This window comes from Alcaligenes nematophilus, from assembly GCF_026344155.1.
Taxonomy (GTDB): Bacteria; Pseudomonadota; Gammaproteobacteria; order Burkholderiales; family Burkholderiaceae_B; genus Alcaligenes; species Alcaligenes phenolicus.
This window is the reverse complement of record NZ_JAPKMZ010000004.1, coordinates 207,132-226,954: the sequence shown is the minus strand read 5'-3', so window position 1 is coordinate 226,954 and position 19,823 is coordinate 207,132. Positions and strand designations below refer to the sequence as shown.

Below are 19,823 nucleotides of genomic sequence, written 5' to 3'. Positions count from 1 at the left end.
GCACCAAACTACACGTGGATCTTGATCTGGCTGGTTTATCTTTGTCTTTGTTCCTGATCCTGCCGCCCACCTTGGTATCAGTGCTGCTTCTGACTTGGCAGTTTCACTCCCTACGTTTCTTGATTTCAGCCACCGCCACCTGGGTCGCCACCGTCAAGGGTTCTGGCAGTTGATCCAATGTAAACCAGTCCATGCCGCTGTGCTTCTCAGGCTCCTGCACCACGGCCTGGCCGGTGAAGGATTTGACCAAATAAACTGGCGCCACCCAGTGCTCGCCCTTGTCGGCATCAATCTGGTTCACATTGACCAGTAGCTCCAGAGTCTCCAGACGCAAACCCACTTCTTCCATAATCTCCCGTGTAACGGCTTGCTCCAGGGTTTCCAGCCAGTCCACTTTGCCGCCCGGTATCCCCCAGTGCTCAGCTTCTGGTGCACGCACACGCTTGAGCAGCAGGATTTTGTCGTTTTGCATAATGACTGCACCGCAGCCAACTCGTATGGTTTCGTCCATGTCTACATCTCTAGTTTTTAAAAGGGCGTCAAGTGGCCTCGAGCGTCAATGACACATAAAAAAGCCGCGAACATAGTGGGCGGCTTTGGTCAGCTAAGGCAAAGTACCGCTTAGGGGAAACCGGCACATTGCTTTATAAAGGCAGGCCGCGCGGCCAGGCGGTGGTAGTAGTCTTCGACTGCCTTGAGTACCGGGCGATCAAACGGCGTATTCAGCCAGCGGTGAATGGACAGGCCCAGAATGATATCGGCCAGGGTGAATTCCGTTCCGGCGGCATAGGCCTGGGTCTGCGCCAAGTGTCTTTCCAAAATTCCCATTACCTGGGTCCAGGCAGCCAAGGATGCCTGAACCTGTGCGGCGTCCTGATGCTTGGGCGATTGACGCACCAAACTCCAGAACGCATATGTCCAGGTCGGGTTCAGCTCGGAGGCCTGCCAGTCCAGCCACTGATCCACCTTGGCTCTTTGCCAGGCATCTTGCGGATACAAGGCCGTCGGTGCCTGGCGGTTGGCCAGATAACGCACAATGGTATGGGATTCCCACAGCACACGTTCCCCATCCAGCAGGACGGGGATTTTTGCGTTGGGGTTCAGCGCACGGAATTCGTCCGTGTTGACGTCCTTGAAGCCTATGCCCCAATCCTGCCGCTCAAATTCCAGATTCAACTCCGCGCAGGTCCACATGACTTTGCGCACATTGATGGAGGATTCTCTGCCAAGAATAGTCAGCATGATGGGGCCCTCAAATGGTCATTACTTGCTGGCAGGCAGCAGTTCGTCACGGCGTTCGATAATGCGTGAGATCAGGCCATATTCAATGGCTTCCTCGGCACTCATCCATTTGTCGCGCTCGATATCGTCACGCACACGCTCGATAGGCTGGCCGGTTTCACGGGCAATCACCTGGGCGATACGTTCACGCGCTTTCATGATTTCCTGGGCTTGAATGGCCATATCGCTGGCCTGACCACCGGCGCCACCGCTGGGTTGGTGAATCAGAAAACGGGTTTGAGGCAGGCACACACGACGCTCGCGGGCGGCGCCCAGGAACAGGTGGGTAGCAGCACTGCCCACCCAGCCGGTACCCACCATGGTGACGGGCGAGGAAATAAAACGCACCACATCATGGATGGCGTCGCCGGACTCCAGGTGACCACCGGGCGAGGACACGATCATGGTGATAGGGGCGGTGGATTCGGCATCCAGCGCCAGCAGCTTGCGCACGGTTTCCGAGGCGAGCTTATCCGTGATGGTGCCAAAGACCAGCACAGTACGGGCGCGGAAGGCTTTTTCTTCCAGAAAGGCGCTGTCTTGAGGGCTGGTATCAGAGCGAGTTTCTTTTTCTTGGCCAAGCATGGGGAAAGACTCCAAGGGATAAGTATTCTGTCTGCTAAGGAAAATCGATTGCTCGACTATATCCCGACTGATGGTCAACCGGGCTTTCACTTGGCAATTTTTGTGGTTTTTTTTGTCCGCGCTGGGGGCGCAATAGGGCGCAACGCAAGCAGACAAAGCAAATGCAGGGCGGTCTGCCCCGCAAGTTCATATAGTCTCATGCTTGTTAAGTGTTTGATCCAGGGAATAAGACCTTATCGCCCTGTCTCCTGGAGCAGCATCACGGGAAGGGCTGATCTACACGCGGCCACTGGGCCTTGAGACCTGCCACAGAACCCCGATACCTCATTGAAAACGCTTCTTTCAACAGTGGCACGACGCTCCCTGTCACTAAAAAAGATACCTGTCGCTTCAGGCGCTTGATGCTAAAAAGGGACGGCACCCGATCAGCCGCCGAGGTCGAAGAAGTCCTTGCTTAAAAACGCTTTTCCAGCTTCAGCGCGACTTCGGTTTGCTTGTATTTGAAAGCCCAGTCGATATTGCTGTTGTTGAAAGTGTGTTTCACATACAAATTGGGCGTAATGCCTTTGAACGCAAAGCGCGGCATGCCTACGTTCAGGATATAAATCTGCTGACGGTCCTTGCGCAGCCCGCCCAGGAACAAGTCCTCGGCATCGTGTCGGGTCTGCCGGTATAGTGCCGTGGCGTTGATATTGAAACCCGCATCAAAGGCCCTGTAAATTCCCAGGTTTGCCATATAGCTGCGGCTTTGCGCGGTTTGCTGAGACTGCAGATTACGGTTGTAATTCAGGCCCCCGTAGACCACGGTTTTGGCATCAATCAGATACGAGCCGTACAAGCCTATCTGGTTCTCTTTGACGCCTTCAAAGTACTGCCGTAAATCGCCTTTGTAGGACAGGCTCTTGTGCTGGGCATTCACGCCTACTTGCAGCCTGTCGCTAAGATTGTGCTTCCAGTCCACGCGCCCGCCCCAGGACTGATAGCTGGTGCGACGGTTGGTGTAATTGTTCTCGAACAAGGGCGTAATCGACAGATCGTTTTTAGCGTCCTGATAGTTGTAGCCCGCGTAAATAATGCTGGTGTTGTCGCTGTAATAAATATTCTTGGGCTCGGCTTCCTTGTGCTTGTCGTAGAGATTGCCGTAGCTCAGGCCGCGCAGTAGTAGGTTGTGGTTGCCGCTTAGCTGGAAACGCCGGTTCAAGGTCAGGTCGTAGACCATGGCGGTGGATTTGACCGGGTCCGGCATCTTGCGCACTGACGGAAAGCACCCAAAGAAATAGCAGGTAAAGAAGGTGTCTTGCTGGCCGTTTTCTTTGTTGATATTGCTGTTGTAGCCCAAGCCAATCGAGGCGGAACCGTGCCAGGCATTGCGGTCTTGCAGGGCACCCTGGAAGCCTTCGATCACGGGCCGTACTTCTTCTGGGATACCAGCAGAGGAAATCTGGCTGAACAGCTCCTTGGCTTCGCTGGATTGATAGTCCTCGAACAGTACGCGGGCCAGCTCCAGCTTGGCGCGCATCATAGTGGGATCGCTTTCCTGAGCCTGGCGCAGCTTGCTGATCGCCAGGCTGTGATTGTCCTTGCTACGGGCCACCACTCCTTGAGCCATCAGCACCAGGGCAGGGTTGTGGCCGGGCAGCTCCTGATATTTTTCTACAAACTGATCCACCTTGGCCCACTGTTGCAGATTGATGGCGACATAAATGGCCGGTTCCAGATCGGTCAGCGTGGCATCGACGCTATAGGTTGTGCCGTTGATGGTGATCAGGGCCGACGGGTCCACATCGGGCGGGGTTTCTTCCACTAAATGGGAGCGTTCGCGTTCGTTCAGATTGCGGTCGATTTGATTCAGAAGTCGGCGCGTATCGTCGTCGTTGGCTTGCACCGCGCTGGATGCCATGGCCAGCAGCAGGCACAAAAGGGGAAGGGCTCGCCCATGCATGAATGAAAACCTTGCAAGAAAAAGGGGAGATGGACGCAGGGTCCGGAGAGAAAGGGGATCGAGCTTGTCGATCCCCCTTTTCTTATGGCAAAACTAGCGTGTTGTCATAGGCGGATTACTGTTTTGCACCGCCGAAGGCCATGTCATTGGTACCGTTGGCTGGGTTGTAGTAAATACCTGCCAAGGCGTCAGCGGCTGCGCCGTAGAACTGGCCTTCAATTTTTGCCGAGTTGCTGAAGGTCTTGTCGAAGGTACCGTTGGAGGCGATGGTTGTGCCATTGAAGTTGACTCCACCCAGTGCCCCTGCCAGCGTGCCACTACCGCCACCGTAGTTCGCTGTTAGCGTGCCGGTGGATACACCGCCGTTGGTAGCAGGATCAAACTTGCGTACACCCACTACGTCGTATTTCACGTTAACCAGGTTAGGCATGGCTGTGGTTGGATTTTCGCCGGTGTAGAAGACGGTGCGATCAGCATGGTTCATATTCAGATCGGTGCTGCTACCTTGGCTTGGGTTGGCTACACGTGGAGCCCACTCACCAAAATACACTTCTTGCCCGGGAACCTTGGCAACGACTTCACCACCGAAGTGCGGGTAATTCTCCAAGGGGGTGTTCATTTGGCGGTAGGCGTAGATTTGGGTGCCAGCACCTACACCGCTGCTAATAGTGTGGCGCCAAGTCTCGGAGATCTTGATACCAACGGGCATTTCAATGTAACCATGCCCATCTACATTGCCCAGTACGGTATTGGTTTGCCAAATGGGACCGCTTTTGAAGCTCACTACGCCAGATTGTTTGGTGGCGTCATATGGGTCAGTACCTGGCATGGAGATACCAGCTTCGCCTTGAGCCATCATTGTGGATGGCTTATCAGCCACTACAAATGCTTTTGAGGAACCACCCGCTACGGGGGCTGCGAAGCTGCTGGCGGAGGCCAGCAGGAAAGCCGAAACAATAGCCAGTTTTTGTACATTCAGACTTGCTTTCATTACGAACTCCATTAAGTGAAGAAAAAGGGCGTTTTTACGAAAACGACCAAAAAAACCGATTGACTTAAAAACGTGCTGTCATACCGACGCGCACTGTTCGTCCAGGGGCCGGAAGAGAGGTGCGGGCCATGGGGTCCAGGTAGTACTGATTGGTTAGATTGCTGATCGCCACGTCTACATTCAGGTTCTTCTGCACCTGATAGCTGGCGTAGGCATCCAAGACCAGAATGGGGTTCCAGTAGTTCGCTCTATTCAATCCCCAGCCCAGGCCAAAGTGGGCTTCATCTTTGTTTTTCGCAGCGCTGTGATATACCGCACGTGCTCCGAGCAGTAGTTTCTTTTCCAGCAAGCGTGCACCGACATCCAGGTTCAGGGAGTACTGCGGTTGCAGACTGGTTCTGGCAAAGGTGCGAGGGAAGCCTCCATCAACGCAGGCAGGAATGGTGTCGCTTCCTGCGGCTCCAGGGATGGGCATAAATGTCTGGGCGTAGTCGGCGTCGCAGAGCTGTTGCTTCAAGCGGTATGTGCCGCCAAAGTTCGCAAAGTATTTACCGCTATCCACGCGAGCTTGCAGTTCAATACCGGACATCTTTTTCTCGTCAAACTGCACGGTATTGAAGTCCCAGTCCCGGTCTATATAGTCTTTGATCCGGTTGTTGAAGTAATTGATCTTGACGTCTGCATATTCCAGGCTTGGGAAGTAGCTGCTCAGATTGTGGACATAGCCGATTTCCCAGTTGTAGGCATGCTCAGGACGATTCGCTGCTCCGGTCGAGCGTTTGCTGCCGCCAGCCAAGGCCATGGAGGACTCGAACAGGCTTGGAAAGCGTACAAATTCGTTGTAACGGGCATAAAGACGAATATCGTCTGTAATGAAGGCTGTCAGCCCAATGTGAGGAACCCAAGCATGGTCTTTTTGTTTTTTGGGTTTTTCCCATTTATTGGGTATTTCAGATTCGTCTTGATATACCGGCTTGCGATTGCTGGGTGAAGCAATATATTTATCGACGGGACCCGTATGGCCTTGAGCATCCGTAACTTGTTCTGTGACGTCGATCGAGCCATTGGTAAATGGGTTGTTGGCTGTGAAGCCTTTGTGCGTTGTTCCAGACGGAACATAGATATCTTCGTTGGTGTAGCGATACCCGTTGATCTTTCCGCGTTGAAGCTGGTCACTCATGAACTCTTCTGGAGGGATCAGGGGGCCGTCAACCATGCTTGGATCGAAGTCGTACATGGTTTGCCAGTCTTCTTTGTATTGTTCATACAAAGGGGTCAGGTTTTGAATAATCTTGTTCTCAACCGAAGCAGCTTCCTGATCAGTCATCAGGCGCTGAACCTGGTAGTTATAGCCTTTCAGGGCAGGCTGAATAGCCCAGTCCTTATGTTGCTGGCTACGCATCTCGGCCAGCTTGTCGTCGTACGACCAGTAGTCGCTATAGCGTGCACCAGCATTCACCTGAAGCCAGTCCACAGGCCGCCAGTCGAAGTTAAAACCAAAATTCCATTGCTGCCGGGTGCCTGATCGAGGCCCCATGTGGTTCACACCCCAGGTCAGTTCGTTCAGATTCTCGAGCTTCTCCGAAGCGTCATGCTGCTTGAGCTTTTCTCGTGTGAAATCAGCCGATAAGCTTAGATCCAGAGTTGGGTGCAAAGTCATGGCGTTGCTAAGGTTCAGCCCACTACGCCTATGGTCGGTAATTTGCAAAGCTCTGGGGATGATGTTGAAACGCCCATCTGTATTGGGCAGCTTTTCTGGAGCGGTAGGAGGTACCCAAGCGCATTCAGAACCATTTGTGCCCAGGACATGGCAATTTGTGTAGTTGTCCCAGTCCCCATCGCGTCCGTAATTAAGACCTTGGCCTTGAATCCCATAAATGATGTCGCCATTCTGATGACGCTCACTATCGCTTTGGGTAATCCAGGCTCCCGCCTTCAAGTTGATGAAACGGTTGCCCTCGGGATTCCAGGAGTAGTTCAGGTTCCAGGTGTCTTGTTTGACCTTGCTATAGGGGTTTTCGGTTTGGAGAAGCTTTTTTTCACCCTGGCCATCCAGGGCGTGGATGGCCCAGACCACGTTCCAGGGCACGTTCTCGCCAAAGGTATGGTTGCTGCGCATATAGCTCATATCAATGGCTTGATCGTGAGGCAGGCGCAACGTGCCTTTCAGCAGCGTGGTTTCCAGTTCGCTGGATGTGTTCAGAACTTCTTCACCAGGACGGTAGTACTTGGCGATGTAACTTACTCTGGGGAAGGAATACGACGGGTTGTAGTCGCTATTTGCATCCTCTCGCCAGGTGTCGTTCTCGTACTTGTTGCTACCTTTTTTACCGCTGTAATAGTTGCCGCGACTGCGGTAGCTGTAGGCGGCGAGCAGGTCAAAATTTTCTTGTTGTGTGGCGATGGCCAGGCGATAGGAGTGGTCTTCAAAATTGAAGTTCTTGCCGCTATTTCCGACTTTCGGCATACGGTCTGGCGAGATGTTGTCAGGTAGAACAACCCCATTCGTGCCGCCTTTATGAAAGGTTGCCCCCGGAATATCGCGATAGTCCTTTCCGAATATCCCAAATGCCCGCTCATTCGGCTTGGTCGAATTCGTCGCTGTCTCCGCCTTCAGCTCAATCCCGAAGCTCTCGCCCGGTTTGACGATATCCTCTACCTGCAGCGTCCGAATCTGCACCGATCCGCCAATCCCGCTGGCGCCCGAGGTCGCCGACACGCCTTTTTCCACCAGAATGCTGCTGATCATATTGGGATCAACATAGTTGCGGTTGGCCACCCCGGCCGGTCCCAGCCAGACTGATGTTGCCTGTTCCGTGCCGTCAATCGTCAGGGGAATACGGCCTTCACCCTGGATACCGCGAATGTTCGGGTCCAGCGCGCCGCTATTGCGCGAGTCCCCCGCATACACACCGTTCAGGCCCTTGAATAAATCCCCCACGGAGCTGCCCTTGTACAGCTCGATTTCTTCCTTGCCGGCGTACACATTGGAGACGTCTTTCTCGAATACATCGGTTTTGCCGGCCTCATCGCGGGTTTCACGCACGACGGTAATGGTGTCCAGACGAGTGGCTCTGTCCGTGTCTTCCTGGCTCTCGTCCTGACGGGAGGAGGGTGGGGCGCTGCCCACGCTTTGGGCCTGTGTCTGCCCGGCCCAGGAGGCCAGAATCAAGGCATACACCAACGGCTTGAGCGCGTGTTTTTTTGTGTAGGGTGAAAGGGTAGCGGACATAAAACGAACCAGGGCTCCGTGCGAAAAATAACAATCTGTCGTGGGGAAGTACTTCCCGTTTGCTGGCCAGGCTCACCCCTTGTCTCAAAAGGTGAGGAAAGGCACGGGGATATTATTCACATTAATGAGAATAATTATCACTTAGATTGATATGCAGGACGGAGCAATTCCTATGCAGGACCGGAAATCCGCGGCAACTGCAGGAATTTGTCAAAGCAGGAGGGGAACTTTTCAGGGAGAGGGCCGCAGGGGGCGGCCCGAAAGAAGGGTGGGCCTCTATGAATGCAGAGGCCGAAAACAGCGGAAATACAAAGGTTTAGGCGCGCTTGTTGCCAAAAATGGATTTGGGTGAGCGGCCAAAGTAGCGCGTAAAGGCGACGGAAAAATTATTGGGGTATTTGTAGCCGACTTGCCAGGCGGCCTGGGCCACTTGTTGGCCGGACTCCAGCAAGGTATAGGCTTTGCGCATACGTAGTTCCAGCAGCAGGCCGATAGGCGTGTTGTCGTACAGATAGCGAAAACCTTCTTTAAGTTTGTGCTCGTTAATGCCCACCGTCGTCGCCAAATACTCCACCGTGATTTGCTGGTCCAGTTGCGAGCTGAGCAAATCGCGTGCTCGCTCGACCCGCTGAATATCATCCACCGACAGCGGGGCGCTGTTGGGGGCGTCGGGCGGAGCCAGGCGGTTGAACTGCTCGGCCAGCAAGCTTAGTGCATGGATTTGCAGGTTCAGCCTGTGGTGATGAATGGGCTGCTCCGGGGTGCACGGCTGCATATAGCGTGCCAGTGCCGCCGCATGGGCCATGGTGGCCTGGCTGCTGGCATGAAAGGACAGACGGTGCAGTCCCACGCAATCCATCAACTGGGTGGCGCGTTCCGGGCCCACGTATTTGTTCAAGGCCGCCTCGCTGATGACCAGTCGTAATTGCGATACGGATTGGTCCTCTTGATAGTGGCGTTCCCCCCGCAGGGATCGAAAAGCCGTCACCGTGGTATGGCCTGCCTTGAACAGCAGATCTGAGCTCTCCCGACCCTGATAGGCCGACTGTCCTTGCAGACCCACCGTCACCACAATGACACGGCCCGCATGGGGGCCGTTGCTCTCTTCAACCAGCGATCGGCTGGGGTGATAGTGCAAGCGGCCCAACAAGAACCCTTGTTCCAGTTCCACGCATTCGGAATAGCAGTGGCCCAGTTCTTCGGGTAGTTGCAGCCGGACTCGGCCATCGCTCAGAGCGCGGCATGACCTGGGTTCATCCGTGGTTAAGCGATAGCCAAATTTGCGCGTGTTCATCATTTCTCCTGCTAAAAGCGCCTCGCATATGAATTGCTCCGTTCAGCATAGATCTTAATGCAAATAATTCTCATTAAATATATATCATTTCTAGCTGTGATGGCAGAGGGAAGGGCCATTGTGAAATTCACGGAGGTAAAAAACAGTGCTGGATCGATCGCTAGGAGAAGTCGTTTTGTCGGAGCAATTGCTGGAGTCGCATGCTCTGCAAGCCTGTTGGGACGCGCAATTGGCGGGTTTAAGTGCAGATGCCTTGAACCTGGCTTTGGGGTATGGCGTGTTTGCGCATCTGGATAAGTTTATCGCTGCGGAGGAACTTGCGCTTGTGCTCAAGTGGGACGCCGACAACACCGCCTACCTGCTGGAGTTGCTGTGGAGTCTGGAGCTGCTGGAGTGTCAGTGGACCTGTCCGCGACGCTATCGCAGCCTGCCGCAAACGGCGCGTTATCTGAATCCGGGTTCGGCGCAATATTGTGGCGATGCCTTGCTGTTTCGGCATGGCGTCTTGCGTCAGGTGGGCAATCAGCTCGATGAGCTGCTGCGTAATGGCAAATCGCCTCCAGCGGATCCGGCATTGATTCAGCAAGGCTGGGCAGCGGCGGCACGTTCACAAATTGCCCAGGAACAAACGGCGGTGACGGCCGAGGTGGCCTGTGAAATTTTTGGAGCCGTGCCGGAGTTCTGGCAGGCGCAACGTTTGCTGGATTTGGGCGGTGGGCCAGGACTGGTAGCCATCGCCTTGGCGCAACAGCAGCAGGACTTGAATGCCGTGGTGTTCGAGTACGAAGCGGCGGCGGTTGTCGCCCAGCAAAAAATTCTTGGTGCCGGTCTGGAAGCGCGTGTCAGCACCTTGGCCGGTGATCTGCTGGTGGACGATTTCGGGGCGGATTATGACCTGATCTGGTGCTCTTCCGTGCTGCATTTTGTACCGGATATTCCTGCTTTGCTGGCCCGTCTGTATCGCGCGCTGCGCCCCGGTGGGGTGCTGGTGTGCTGTCACGCCGAAGTGCATACCGAGGTCAGCAAGGCCAAACGGATTTTGCATTACTACCTGCATATGCGCATGCAAGGCCGCCACGTGCTGCCGGAAGGGCAGTTGGCCCAGTTGCTGGAACAAGCCGGATTTGATGATGTTCAGCAGTTTGATGAGGTGCGCTTTCCGGTTGCGCCCGTCACTGCATTGATTGCGCGCAAGGCGTGCAAAGGGTGATGAGAATGAAGACGTGGAAAGCATGGGAGGCGCAGTTGCTGTTTGGCTGGATGAATCTGGTGCTGGCCGTCCCCAGTATTTACCTGATGCTGGGTATGCCCCTGGTGATGCGACAGCATGGCTGGTCCGGCACCGAGATAGGCTTGTTCCAGCTGGCGGCCTTGCCCGCCATTTTCAAGCTGGTGCTGGCCATGCCGGTGCAGCGTGTCCGCCTGGGTGGCGGACATTTTGTGCATTGGCTGTGGTTGATGGCTGTGCTGTTGCTGGCTTTGTATGTGGGCATAGGCCGCGAGAATCTGATTGATCAGCGGACCCTGCTTTTTGCCCTGACGTTTGCCATCAGCATTGTGGCGACCTGGATGGACATTCCCTTGAATGCCTTGGCCGTGCAATACCTGCCGCGTGACGAGCAGTTGCGTGCGGGCAGTATTCGTTCTGCCGCCTTGTTTCTGGGCGCGATTGTCGGGGCGGGAGTGATGGTGCTGGTGCAGGCCCGCTGGGGTTGGCAGGCACCGTTCGCCTTGATGGGCCTGGGGCTGGTGATTGGTTGTTTGCCCTTTGTCTTCTTGCGTTCCAAAGCCGGTTTGCAAGCGGCTGAGACCGAGCAGGCACCGCCCGGTTTTGTTGCCGATTGGGTCAGCTTTTTCGGGCAGGAGGGAGCCAAGCAATGGACCAGCTTGTTACTGACCAGTTTTCCCTTTATTGGCGCTGTCTGGTTTTACCTGAAACCCTTGATGCTGGACCAAGGCATGCCCTTGGAAGAGGTGGCCTGGACGGTCGGGATTGCCGGTGGCATTACCGGTGCCGTGTTCAGCCTGATTGGCGGACGTTTGGCGTCATTTCTGGGTGCCGCGCGTGCCATTCCGATTTATCTGCTGGCGGCCTTGCTGTCTCTGATTCTGTTGATGGTTTCCGTCTGGGCCAAGCTGGGGCCGGTGTGGCTGATCAGCAGCGCCCTGTTGATTGCGGCCAGCATGGGGGCTGTGTCGGCATTGCTTTTTGGGCTGACCATGTTCTTTACCCGTAGACAGCGCAATGCATCGGACTACGGTTTGCAGTCGACCATCTTCACCTTGGCCCGTATGGCCGTTCCCATTGTCGCCGGCATCGTGCTGGACCGTTTCGGTCAGGTTGTCATGCTGGGCGTGCTCACCTTGGGTGTTCTGTTCGCCTTTGTACTGGCTTGGCGCGTTCGCCACAGCGTCGGTGCCAGCACCGAAGTTTTGCTGCGTAGCCAGTAAGTCAGGGTCTGAAAACGCCAGCGTGTGCAGGTTGCGCTGGCGTTCATCGTTTTTGCTCCGTTTCGCATAGAAATTAGAACCCAAAGGCTATTGTGTCATTTTCAGTCATATTTGAGAATAAGTCTTGTTCGTATTCATATGTATTTAACCAGGAGTCATTATGACCTTGCCCCCATTAGTTGAGCCCGGTGAGCCTTTAAGCCGCGAAGAGGTTAACCGTTATAGCCGTCACCTCTTGATTCCCAATGTGGGCATGGAAGGCCAGCGCCGCATCAAAAATGCCAAAGTGCTGGTTATCGGGGCAGGGGGGCTGGGTTCGCCCACCTTGCTGTACTTGGCCGCAGCCGGGGTGGGCACACTGGGCATCATCGACTTTGACCGGGTGGATGAATCCAATCTGCAGCGCCAGATCATTCACACCGTAGACAGCATTGACGAGCTGAAAGTGGAAAGCGCCAAGCGTGCGATTCACAAGCTCAACCCCCATATCAAGGTAGAAACGTATACCGACAGATTGGAACCTGACATGGCGGTCGAGCTGTTCTCGCGCTACGACCTGATTCTGGACGGCACCGACAACTTTGCGACCCGCTATCTGGTCAATGATGCGTGCATGCTGGCCGATAAACCCTATGTCTGGGGTTCGATCTTCCGCTTTGAAGGCCAAGTCTCGGTGTTCTGGGAAAACGCGCCCGGTGGCATAGGTTTGAACTACCGCGACCTGTACCCCGAGCCCCCACCGCCCGAGCTGGCTCCGTCTTGCGCGCAGGGCGGTGTGTTTGGTGTCTTGTGCGCCTCGATTGCCTCCATCATGTCCACCGAAGCCATCAAGCTGATTACCGGCATTGGCGATCCTTTGATCGGCCGCCTGATCGCTTATGACGCACTGGATATGTGCTACCGCGAACTGCCCATCCGCCGCCTGCCCAATCGCAAGCCCGTGACCGAGCTGGGCGATTACCAAACCTTCTGCGGCCTGAATCCACCGGCTGATGCCATGGCCATCCCCGTGCCTGTCATGACTGTGCTGGAGCTGAAAGAACGGCTGGACCAAGAGCAGGCCCCTGTCCTGGTGGACGTGCGCGATCCCAATGAATGGGAAATCGTGAATATTCCTGGCGCGATTCTGATGCCCAAATCGCCCACCGTCGCCGCCGAGATTCTGGCTGCCTTTGGTCCGAATACGGATCTGGTGATTTCGTGCCGCTCCGGTGCGCGCTCCAAGACGGTGTGCGAAGAGCTGATCAAGTTGAAGGCCCCCAAGGTGCGCAATCTGGAAGGCGGCGTGCTGGCTTGGGTGGAGCAGGTCGCTCCCGAATTGGCGTCTTACTAAGTTCGGGAGGAAGCACATCATGGCCTTGCAGATTCGTCGCTCTGCTCTGGAGCAAGTTCTGAATCATGCCAAGCAGGATCACCCCATCGAGGCATGCGGACTGATCGCCGCCAAGGAGGGTTCGCTGGTGGCCGAGCGTGTGCTGCCCATGCAAAACCGGGCGGCCTCGGAGGTGTTTTATCAGTTCGATTCGCGCGAGCAATTTCAGGTCTACCGCCGTCTGGATGAGGACGATCAGGAGTGCTGCGTGATCTATCACTCTCATACCGCCAGCCAGGCTTTCCCGAGCAAGGATGACATCGATTTTGCGGGCCATCCCGAACTGCATTACCTGATCGTGTCCACCTGGGATCAGGCCACCGTGCCGGTTCGATCCTTCCGGATTATCGACGGCGGTGTGACCGAAGAAACCATCGTGATTGTCTAGGGAACAGCGTCGCTCCCCCAAGGGGGGCGTGCGTCCCGGCTGTTGGAAACCACTATTTCAAAGGAGTTTTAAGCATGTCCATTTCAGTCTCTATCCCGACCTTGCTGCGTCCACTGACGAACGGCGAGAAGAAAGTCCAGGCCCAGGGCGCTTCGGTAGGCGAAGTGATCGAGCATCTTGAAGGCCAGTTTCCCGGCATCAAGGCGCGCCTGATGAGCGGCGAAGACCTGCACCGTTTCGTGAATATTTACGTGAACGAAGAGGACATCCGTTTCAGTGATGGTCTGAAAACCGCCACTCGTGCTGGCGACAGCCTGACCGTACTGCCTGCCGTAGCAGGGGGCTAAGACCATCTGGTCTGGATTTTCATGGTGCAAGCGCTGGTTTCTGCAATCAGCGCTTGGCGTGCGCATCACTCTGGTTTGGAACTATGTCTGAATTACTACATGGCTGCGGATTACGCTGGCAGATGGGCTCACAGCCCCCATATTGGCCGGGCTTGCCTGCTGCCTTGAGCCGTCAGGCTCGATTGCTGGGTTTATCTGAACAAGGACAATCCGCAGGCCATCAAGACGAAGCAGCATTCAGTCTGTATTCGCCTGATTTTGGAACGATTAGCACGCATCTGGAAGCCGAGGCGGGCGGCATGACGCAAGCCGCGATCAGCGAGCTGAGCATGCAGGCTGCCAGCGGTATCTTGTCCGTGCATGGACGCTCCAGTGGGCTTTCGGGCACGCTGGGCCTGGATTATCTGGCCGTGCTCAGTTCAGCCATGACCCTGCAAGCGACCTTGGCGGCGGCCTTGGGCCAATTGCGCGGCGGGCGTTTTTCTACGGTGTCGGTTTCGCCCTTGGGCTGCGGCCTGCTCAGTATCGGGCAGTATCTGGCCGGGGCAACGGCGGCTCAAGATCCCGAACAGTTATTGGCGGGTAGTTACGATCCCGGCTTGCGGCCCCCCTTTGTTTCGCAAGACGGCGTGGTCTTTGAACTGGAAACCTTGGACCCGCGACCCTGGCGCGCCTTTTGGGAAGCAGTGGGCGTACCGGCCGATCTGGCCGGTCAGGCCTGGAAAGCGTTTTTGCTGCGCTATGCCAAGGCGGTGTGCCCTATGCCAGCGGCATGTTTAAGCAGTCTGCAAGCCCTGAACTTTGCCCGTTTGCAGGAACTGGCCTTGCAGACCGGCATGGCCATCTTGCCGGTACGTACACCGGCTCAACGCCAGAGCGATAGTGATTACGCGGCCTTGGCCGGTCTGTGGCAGCATCAGATTCATGCCGCGCCCGGCTCATTGAGCACCTTGCCGTCCAAGGCCGATTTGCCCCTGCGTGGTTTGCGGGTGGTGGAGTCCTGCCGTCGGATTCAAGGGCCTATTGCCGGTCACTTGCTGGCGCTGCTGGGGGCGGAGGTGATTCGTCTGGAACCGCCCGGTGGCGATCCCTTGCGCGCCATGCCCCCGTGCGTGGATGGCTGCTCGGTGCGCTTTGATGCGCTCAATCAATTCAAGACGGTGCAGGAAGTGGACATCAAGTCGGCTCAAGGCCGCCAGGCCATTTACGAGCTGGTGAGCGAGTCCGATGTGTTCCTGCATAACTGGGCGCCGGGCAAGGCGGCCGAGCTGCAACTGGATGCCCAGGACTTGCACGCGGTGCGCCCGGATCTGGTCTACGCCTATGCGGGCGGTTGGGGCCAGGAGCAAGTGGATGCGCCGGGGACGGACTTCACGGTGCAAGCCTGGTCGGGCATTGCTCACACCATATCTCAAACCTCGGATGCACGGGGCGGGTCGTTGTTTACGGTGCTGGATGTGCTGGGCGGGGTGATGGCCGCGCTGGGTATCAGTGCCGCCTTGCTGCGCCGGGGCCTGAGCGGCTCGGGCTTGCGGGTAGACAGCTCCTTGTTGGCCACGGCCGATCATCTGGCCCAGGCCGTTTCTCCCATCAGTAAAACTGGCGTGTCGGCGGTGTTCCAGACGGGCGAGGGCTTCATCGTCATCGACTGCCAGGATCAAGCGCATCTGCATGCCCTGGCCGGGTGGCTGAATGTGTCGCCCGATGCTGTCTGGACGGCCTTGCCGGATCGTCTTCTGTCCCAGTCTGCCCGTAGCCTGGAAACGCAACTGGATGTGCTGGGCATACCGGCCCGCCGCGTCCATAGCAATCTGGCGCAACTGCGTGCTGATCCACGCCTGGCGTCCCATTTCCATGACAAGGGCTATTCGTCTGTTAATTCTCCCTGGAGGTTTTTATGAATCACGCTGGCATCATCGATCTGGTCCCTGCGTCATTGCGCCAACGCTGGATAGAGGACGGTACCTACCCGAACAAGCCGGTCTTTACGCTGTTTGCGGAAAAAGCTCAGGCTCATCCGGACAAACTGGCGGTGCTCTCGCCGCAAGGCAATATCAGCTATAGCGCCTTGATGGACGCGGCTTTGCGTCTGGCAGGCAGCTTGCGTCGTGCAGGGATTATGGCGGGCGACGTGGTGGCGTATCAGCTCAGCAACCATTGGGTTTGCTGCGCCATTGACCTGGCCGCCGCGGCTTTGGGGGCGATTGTCGCGCCTTTCCCACCCGGACGGGGCAAGCTGGATATTCAGTCGCTGGTGCGTCGTTGCGATGCACGGGCGGTGATTGTGCCGCATGAATATGCAGGCATTGATTTGTGCGAAGTGATCGAATCCTTGCGGCCTACGCTGCTGTCCTTGCGTGTCCTGATTGTGCAAGGCCCATCGCGTCCGGGCTGGATGACTTTGGATTCTCTGTTCGAGGGCGAACCCCTGGCCTTGTCCGAATTGCCGGTGGTGTCCCCCAATTCGCCAGTGCGTTTGCTGGTGTCCTCGGGCACCGAGTCCGAGCCCAAGCTGGTGGCCTATTCGCATAATGCGCTGGTGGGTGGGCGGGGCCGATTCCTGCAACGCATTTCCCCTAATGATGTGGAGTTCCGGGGCATGTATTTGGTGCCGCTGGGTTCTTCATTTGGCTCTACGGCCACCTTCGGTGTGCTGTGCTGGTTGGGGGGGTCTTTGGTGGTCTTGCCCAAGTTTGATGTGCCTAGCGCGATTGCCGCCATCAATGCCTTCAAACCCAGCTTTATTCTGGGCGTGCCCACCATGTTCCAGCGTATTGCGGCAGCGCCTGAGCTGGAGAAGGCCGATAAAGCCAGCTTGCGCGGCTTGATTGTGGGTGGTTCAGTGATTGATGAAGCCACGGTGCGTCGTTGCGTGGAAGCGTTTGATTGCGGCTTTATCAGTCTGTACGGCTCGGCCGATGGGGTGAACTGCCACAACACGCTGGACGATCCCATCGACGTGGTCTTGAGCAGTGTGGGGACCCCTAATCCGCAAGTGTGCGAGATCCGCCTGATTGACGATGAGGGTGCCGAAGTGCCGCAAGGCGAAGTAGGCGAAATTACCGCTCGTGGTCCCTTGAGCCCCATGCAATATGTGAACGCCCCGGAACTGGATGCCCAGTATCGGGACGAACAGGGTTGGGTGAAAACGGGCGATCTGGGCTATATCAATGCCCAAGGGCAGTTGGTGCTGGCAGGTCGCAAGAAAGACATCATTATTCGTGGTGGCGCGAACATCAGCCCGGTGCAAATTGAAGGCCTGGTCATGGCTCACCCGGATGTAGTCACTGTGGCTTGCGTGCCGGTTCCCGACGCGGATCTGGGCCAGCGTATTTGCTTGTGCGTGACGGTGCGTGAAGGCGTGCCACGTTTCTCCCTGAAAGAGATTACCGACTTCTTGCGTGAGCAGGGGCTGGAAGTGAACAAGCTGCCGGAGTATCTGCGCTTTTACCGCAGCCTGCCGCTGACGCCTGCAGGCAAGATCGACAAGCGCGCCTTGGCCGCTGATGCTGCTGCATTGGGCTCTGGGGCCAAGACTGCAGCGGGGATAGCAGCATGAACCACCTTGCCATTTCCAGCGCAGCCTTGAGCCGCAAGCTGCGGCAGTTTGTGGATACCGAGATCATCCCCAACGAGGGCATTCTGGCCCAGGGGGATAATCTGGCCCGCGAGCTGACTCTGGACCTGACACGTCGTGCTCAACAGGCGGGTTTGTTCGGCAGTTTCTACCCCATGCATCGTGGTGGTCGGATCGCCAGTTTGGTTGAGTACCTGCCTGTGGCCGAACAGGAAGGACGCTCTGAATATGGCCCTGGCATTTTCGGGGCAGATGCCACGCTGGATGCGTATATGTTGAGCCATCATGGCTCGGCCAGCGTCAAACAGCGCTTTCTGACGCCCTTGCTCAAGGGGGATGCGGTGTCCAGCTACGCCATGTCCGAGCCGGACAGCATTGGTTCGATTCCGGCCACCATGCAATGTCAGGCTCGCCTGAAAGACGGGCAATGGCATGTGAATGGCCGCAAGTGGTTTATTTGTCGGGCGCAACAGGCCAGCTTCGCGACCGTGGTGGCGCGCAGCGCGGACGGTCCCGTGAATGAGTCCTTGTCCATGGTGATCGTGCCCACGGATGCGGCGGGATTTAAAGTCGTGCGTCCCTTGCCTTTGCTGGGGCGTTATCAAGGGCAGAACGAGCTGCTGTTCAACAATGTGACCGTGCCGGAGGACTATGTTCTCGGCAGCGCCGGGCAGGGCATTGCCCTGATGCAAAAGCGTCTGGCCCTGGGTCGTATTTTGCGATCCGTGCAATGGCTGGGTTTGGCGCAACGCAGCTTTGAAATCATGTGCGAGCGCATTCATTCGGAGCGCGGAGAACTGGCCCGTCTGGCGGACAAGCAACTGGTTCGGGCGCGGGTCTATCAGGTGTACCGGGCCATTACCTCGGCCCGTTGCTTGCTGCGTGAAGCGGCTGTCAAGTTCGACGCGGGTTTGCCCAATGCGGTGGAGGTGAATGTGGCCAAGCTGGCGGCGTCGGATGCGGTCAGCGAGGCGGCAGATTCCGCTATCCAGATCATGGGGGCAGAAGGGCTGGCGGATTGGAGTCCCTTGTCTGGCATCTACCGGGCAGCACGTACCACGCATATTCTGGATGGGGCGGACGACGCCTTGATCAGTACCGTTGGCAAGCACTTGCTGCAAGCCCACTACGCCACACAAGAGATGGCAGATATGAACAAGGCAGTCGCATGATGCTATCGACACGGGCAAGTCGTTCACCCTGGGTGCTGGCCAGTTTGATGACTCTGGCGATGGGCATGCCCATGATGGTGTTTTACGCCATCGGCGTGTTGGGTCCGCAAATCATTCAGGATCTGGGCATCTCGCGCGAGCAACTGGGGTGGTTGACCACCAGCACCTTTGGGCTGGCTGCCTTGCTTTCGCCGTGGGCGGGGGCCTTGGTGCAGCGCATGGGCAATCGGCACGGTTTGTTTTTGCTGTTCCTGCTGGTGGCCATGTCCTTTAGCCTGATTGCGGTGTTGCCGGGTTTCTGGGGTGTGCTGACGGCCTTGCTCTTGTGCGGCCTGGCGCAGTCCTTGGCCAACCCGGTGACCAATCAGGCCATTGCCCAGTTGGTACCGGCAGAGCGCAAGGCGGGGCTGGTTGGTATCAAGCAGTCCGGCGTGCAGGCGTCGGCCTTGCTGGCCGGTCTGGTCCTACCCACCCTGGCCTACAAACTGGGGTGGCGGGGGGCGTTTGTGGTGTGGGTACCTGCCATGCTGTGCCTGTCCTACTTTGCCCTGCAGCTTTTGCCAGCCAGAGCCAGCACCGCAGCCGGCAGCATGTCCTGGCGCTTGCCCTGGCCCAGCCAACAACTTTGGCTGTTAATGGCCATTCAGCTGTGCGCGGGTCTGGTGCTATCGTCCTTCATCACTTTTCTGGGCGTATTTGCGCAGCAACTGGGCGTGTCGCCGTACTGGATAGGGATGCTGGTCAGTGGCTTTGGGGTAATGGGGATTGTGTCCCGAGTGCTCTTGACGCCTATCGCTGCCCGCTTTGGGGATGAAACCTTGTTGCTGGGCATCCTGTTTGTCATCCCGATTGTGGCCTTGTTGCTGATGATGATGGCCGCGCCGGACAGACTCTGGCCCCTGGGAGCCGGGGTGTTAGCCATTGGCTTGACCCTGGTTGCCACCAATGCCATTGCCATGAGCATGTTGCTGCGGGATGCCCGTTTTGGGGCGCCGGCTCGTACCGCAGGGCTGTTGTCCGTCGGGTTTTTTGGTGGCTTTGCCTTTGGTCCGCCACTGTTTGGTGTGCTGCTGCGCTCGCCCGAAGGCTTTGCCGCTGCCTGGCCTTTCCTGATGGGTATTCTGGTATGCGCCAGCTTGTTGTGCCTGATTTTGTACCAGGTTCGTCGCATGGCGAAAGGGGAATGATGGA

16 protein-coding genes are annotated in these 19,823 nt (G+C 56.7%); 9 read left to right on the top strand and 7 right to left on the bottom strand.

Annotated features, from left to right (window positions below; all coding sequences use genetic code 11):
• Positions 1-103: 103 nt before the first annotated feature.
• The 7 genes from OSH04_RS12290 to OSH04_RS12260 form a co-directional block, all read right to left on the bottom strand.
• Positions 104-511 carry an NUDIX hydrolase gene (locus OSH04_RS12290; protein ID WP_266108558.1) on the bottom strand — a complete coding sequence of 136 codons (408 nt, stop codon included), beginning with the start codon at positions 509-511 and terminating at the stop codon, positions 104-106.
• 110 nt (positions 512-621) lie between these two features.
• Positions 622-1,242, bottom strand: a complete 621-nt coding sequence (locus OSH04_RS12285) for a glutathione S-transferase family protein (protein ID WP_009454614.1) — start codon at positions 1,240-1,242, stop codon at positions 622-624.
• A 21-nt stretch (positions 1,243-1,263) separates the two neighbouring features.
• On the bottom strand, positions 1,264-1,866 hold the full coding sequence (locus OSH04_RS12280) for an ATP-dependent Clp protease proteolytic subunit (protein WP_009454612.1): 603 nt from the start codon (positions 1,864-1,866) through the stop codon (positions 1,264-1,266).
• A gap of 454 nt (positions 1,867-2,320) precedes the next feature.
• Positions 2,321-3,808: a surface lipoprotein assembly modifier gene (locus tag OSH04_RS12275; RefSeq protein ID WP_266108557.1), complete on the bottom strand. Its 1,488-nt coding sequence runs from the start codon at positions 3,806-3,808 to the stop codon at positions 2,321-2,323.
• 115 nt (positions 3,809-3,923) lie between these two features.
• Positions 3,924-4,799 (bottom strand): Slam-dependent surface lipoprotein, encoded by an 876-nt coding sequence (locus OSH04_RS12270; RefSeq protein ID WP_266108556.1) that lies wholly within the window; start codon positions 4,797-4,799, stop codon positions 3,924-3,926.
• Between the two features lie 64 nt (positions 4,800-4,863).
• Positions 4,864-8,031 carry a TonB-dependent receptor domain-containing protein gene (locus OSH04_RS12265; protein WP_266108555.1) on the bottom strand — a complete coding sequence of 1,056 codons (3,168 nt, stop codon included), beginning with the start codon at positions 8,029-8,031 and terminating at the stop codon, positions 4,864-4,866.
• Between the two features lie 316 nt (positions 8,032-8,347).
• Complete coding sequence (locus tag OSH04_RS12260) at positions 8,348-9,325, bottom strand: helix-turn-helix domain-containing protein (protein ID WP_021446683.1); 978 nt, start codon at positions 9,323-9,325, stop codon at positions 8,348-8,350.
• Positions 9,326-9,500: 175 nt separating this feature from the next.
• On the opposite strand from OSH04_RS12260, the gene OSH04_RS12255 reads away from it, so the two are divergent.
• From OSH04_RS12255 to OSH04_RS12215, 9 genes are all read left to right on the top strand, one after another.
• Positions 9,501-10,535, top strand: coding sequence for a class I SAM-dependent methyltransferase (locus OSH04_RS12255; RefSeq protein WP_203144804.1), 1,035 nt, complete (start codon positions 9,501-9,503; stop codon positions 10,533-10,535).
• A gap of 5 nt (positions 10,536-10,540) precedes the next feature.
• Entirely contained in the window at positions 10,541-11,776 is a 1,236-nt protein-coding gene (locus tag OSH04_RS12250) for an MFS transporter (protein ID WP_266108554.1), read from the top strand.
• Positions 11,777-11,936: 160 nt separating this feature from the next.
• Positions 11,937-13,109 carry a molybdopterin-synthase adenylyltransferase MoeB gene (gene moeB / locus OSH04_RS12245; RefSeq protein WP_266108553.1) on the top strand — a complete coding sequence of 391 codons (1,173 nt, stop codon included), beginning with the start codon at positions 11,937-11,939 and terminating at the stop codon, positions 13,107-13,109.
• A 19-nt stretch (positions 13,110-13,128) separates the two neighbouring features.
• The gene (locus OSH04_RS12240) at positions 13,129-13,536 is read left to right on the top strand and encodes a Mov34/MPN/PAD-1 family protein (RefSeq protein ID WP_009454601.1); all 408 of its coding nucleotides are present in this window, start codon (positions 13,129-13,131) and stop codon (positions 13,534-13,536) included.
• Between the two features lie 74 nt (positions 13,537-13,610).
• On the top strand, positions 13,611-13,883 hold the full coding sequence (locus OSH04_RS12235) for a MoaD/ThiS family protein (protein ID WP_003801260.1): 273 nt from the start codon (positions 13,611-13,613) through the stop codon (positions 13,881-13,883).
• A gap of 83 nt (positions 13,884-13,966) precedes the next feature.
• Positions 13,967-15,784, top strand: a complete 1,818-nt coding sequence (locus OSH04_RS12230) for a CoA transferase (protein WP_266108552.1) — start codon at positions 13,967-13,969, stop codon at positions 15,782-15,784.
• Entirely contained in the window at positions 15,781-17,442 is a 1,662-nt protein-coding gene (locus OSH04_RS12225; protein ID WP_137430952.1) for an AMP-binding protein, read from the top strand. Before OSH04_RS12230 ends, OSH04_RS12225 begins: the two co-directional genes overlap by 4 nt.
• Positions 17,439-18,632 carry an acyl-CoA dehydrogenase family protein gene (locus tag OSH04_RS12220; RefSeq protein ID WP_137430953.1) on the top strand — a complete coding sequence of 398 codons (1,194 nt, stop codon included), beginning with the start codon at positions 17,439-17,441 and terminating at the stop codon, positions 18,630-18,632. The genes OSH04_RS12225 and OSH04_RS12220 overlap by 4 nt, the downstream gene beginning before the upstream one ends.
• Complete coding sequence (locus OSH04_RS12215; protein ID WP_021446681.1) at positions 18,629-19,819, top strand: MFS transporter; 1,191 nt, start codon at positions 18,629-18,631, stop codon at positions 19,817-19,819. The genes OSH04_RS12220 and OSH04_RS12215 overlap by 4 nt, the downstream gene beginning before the upstream one ends.
• Positions 19,820-19,823 lie beyond the last annotated feature (4 nt).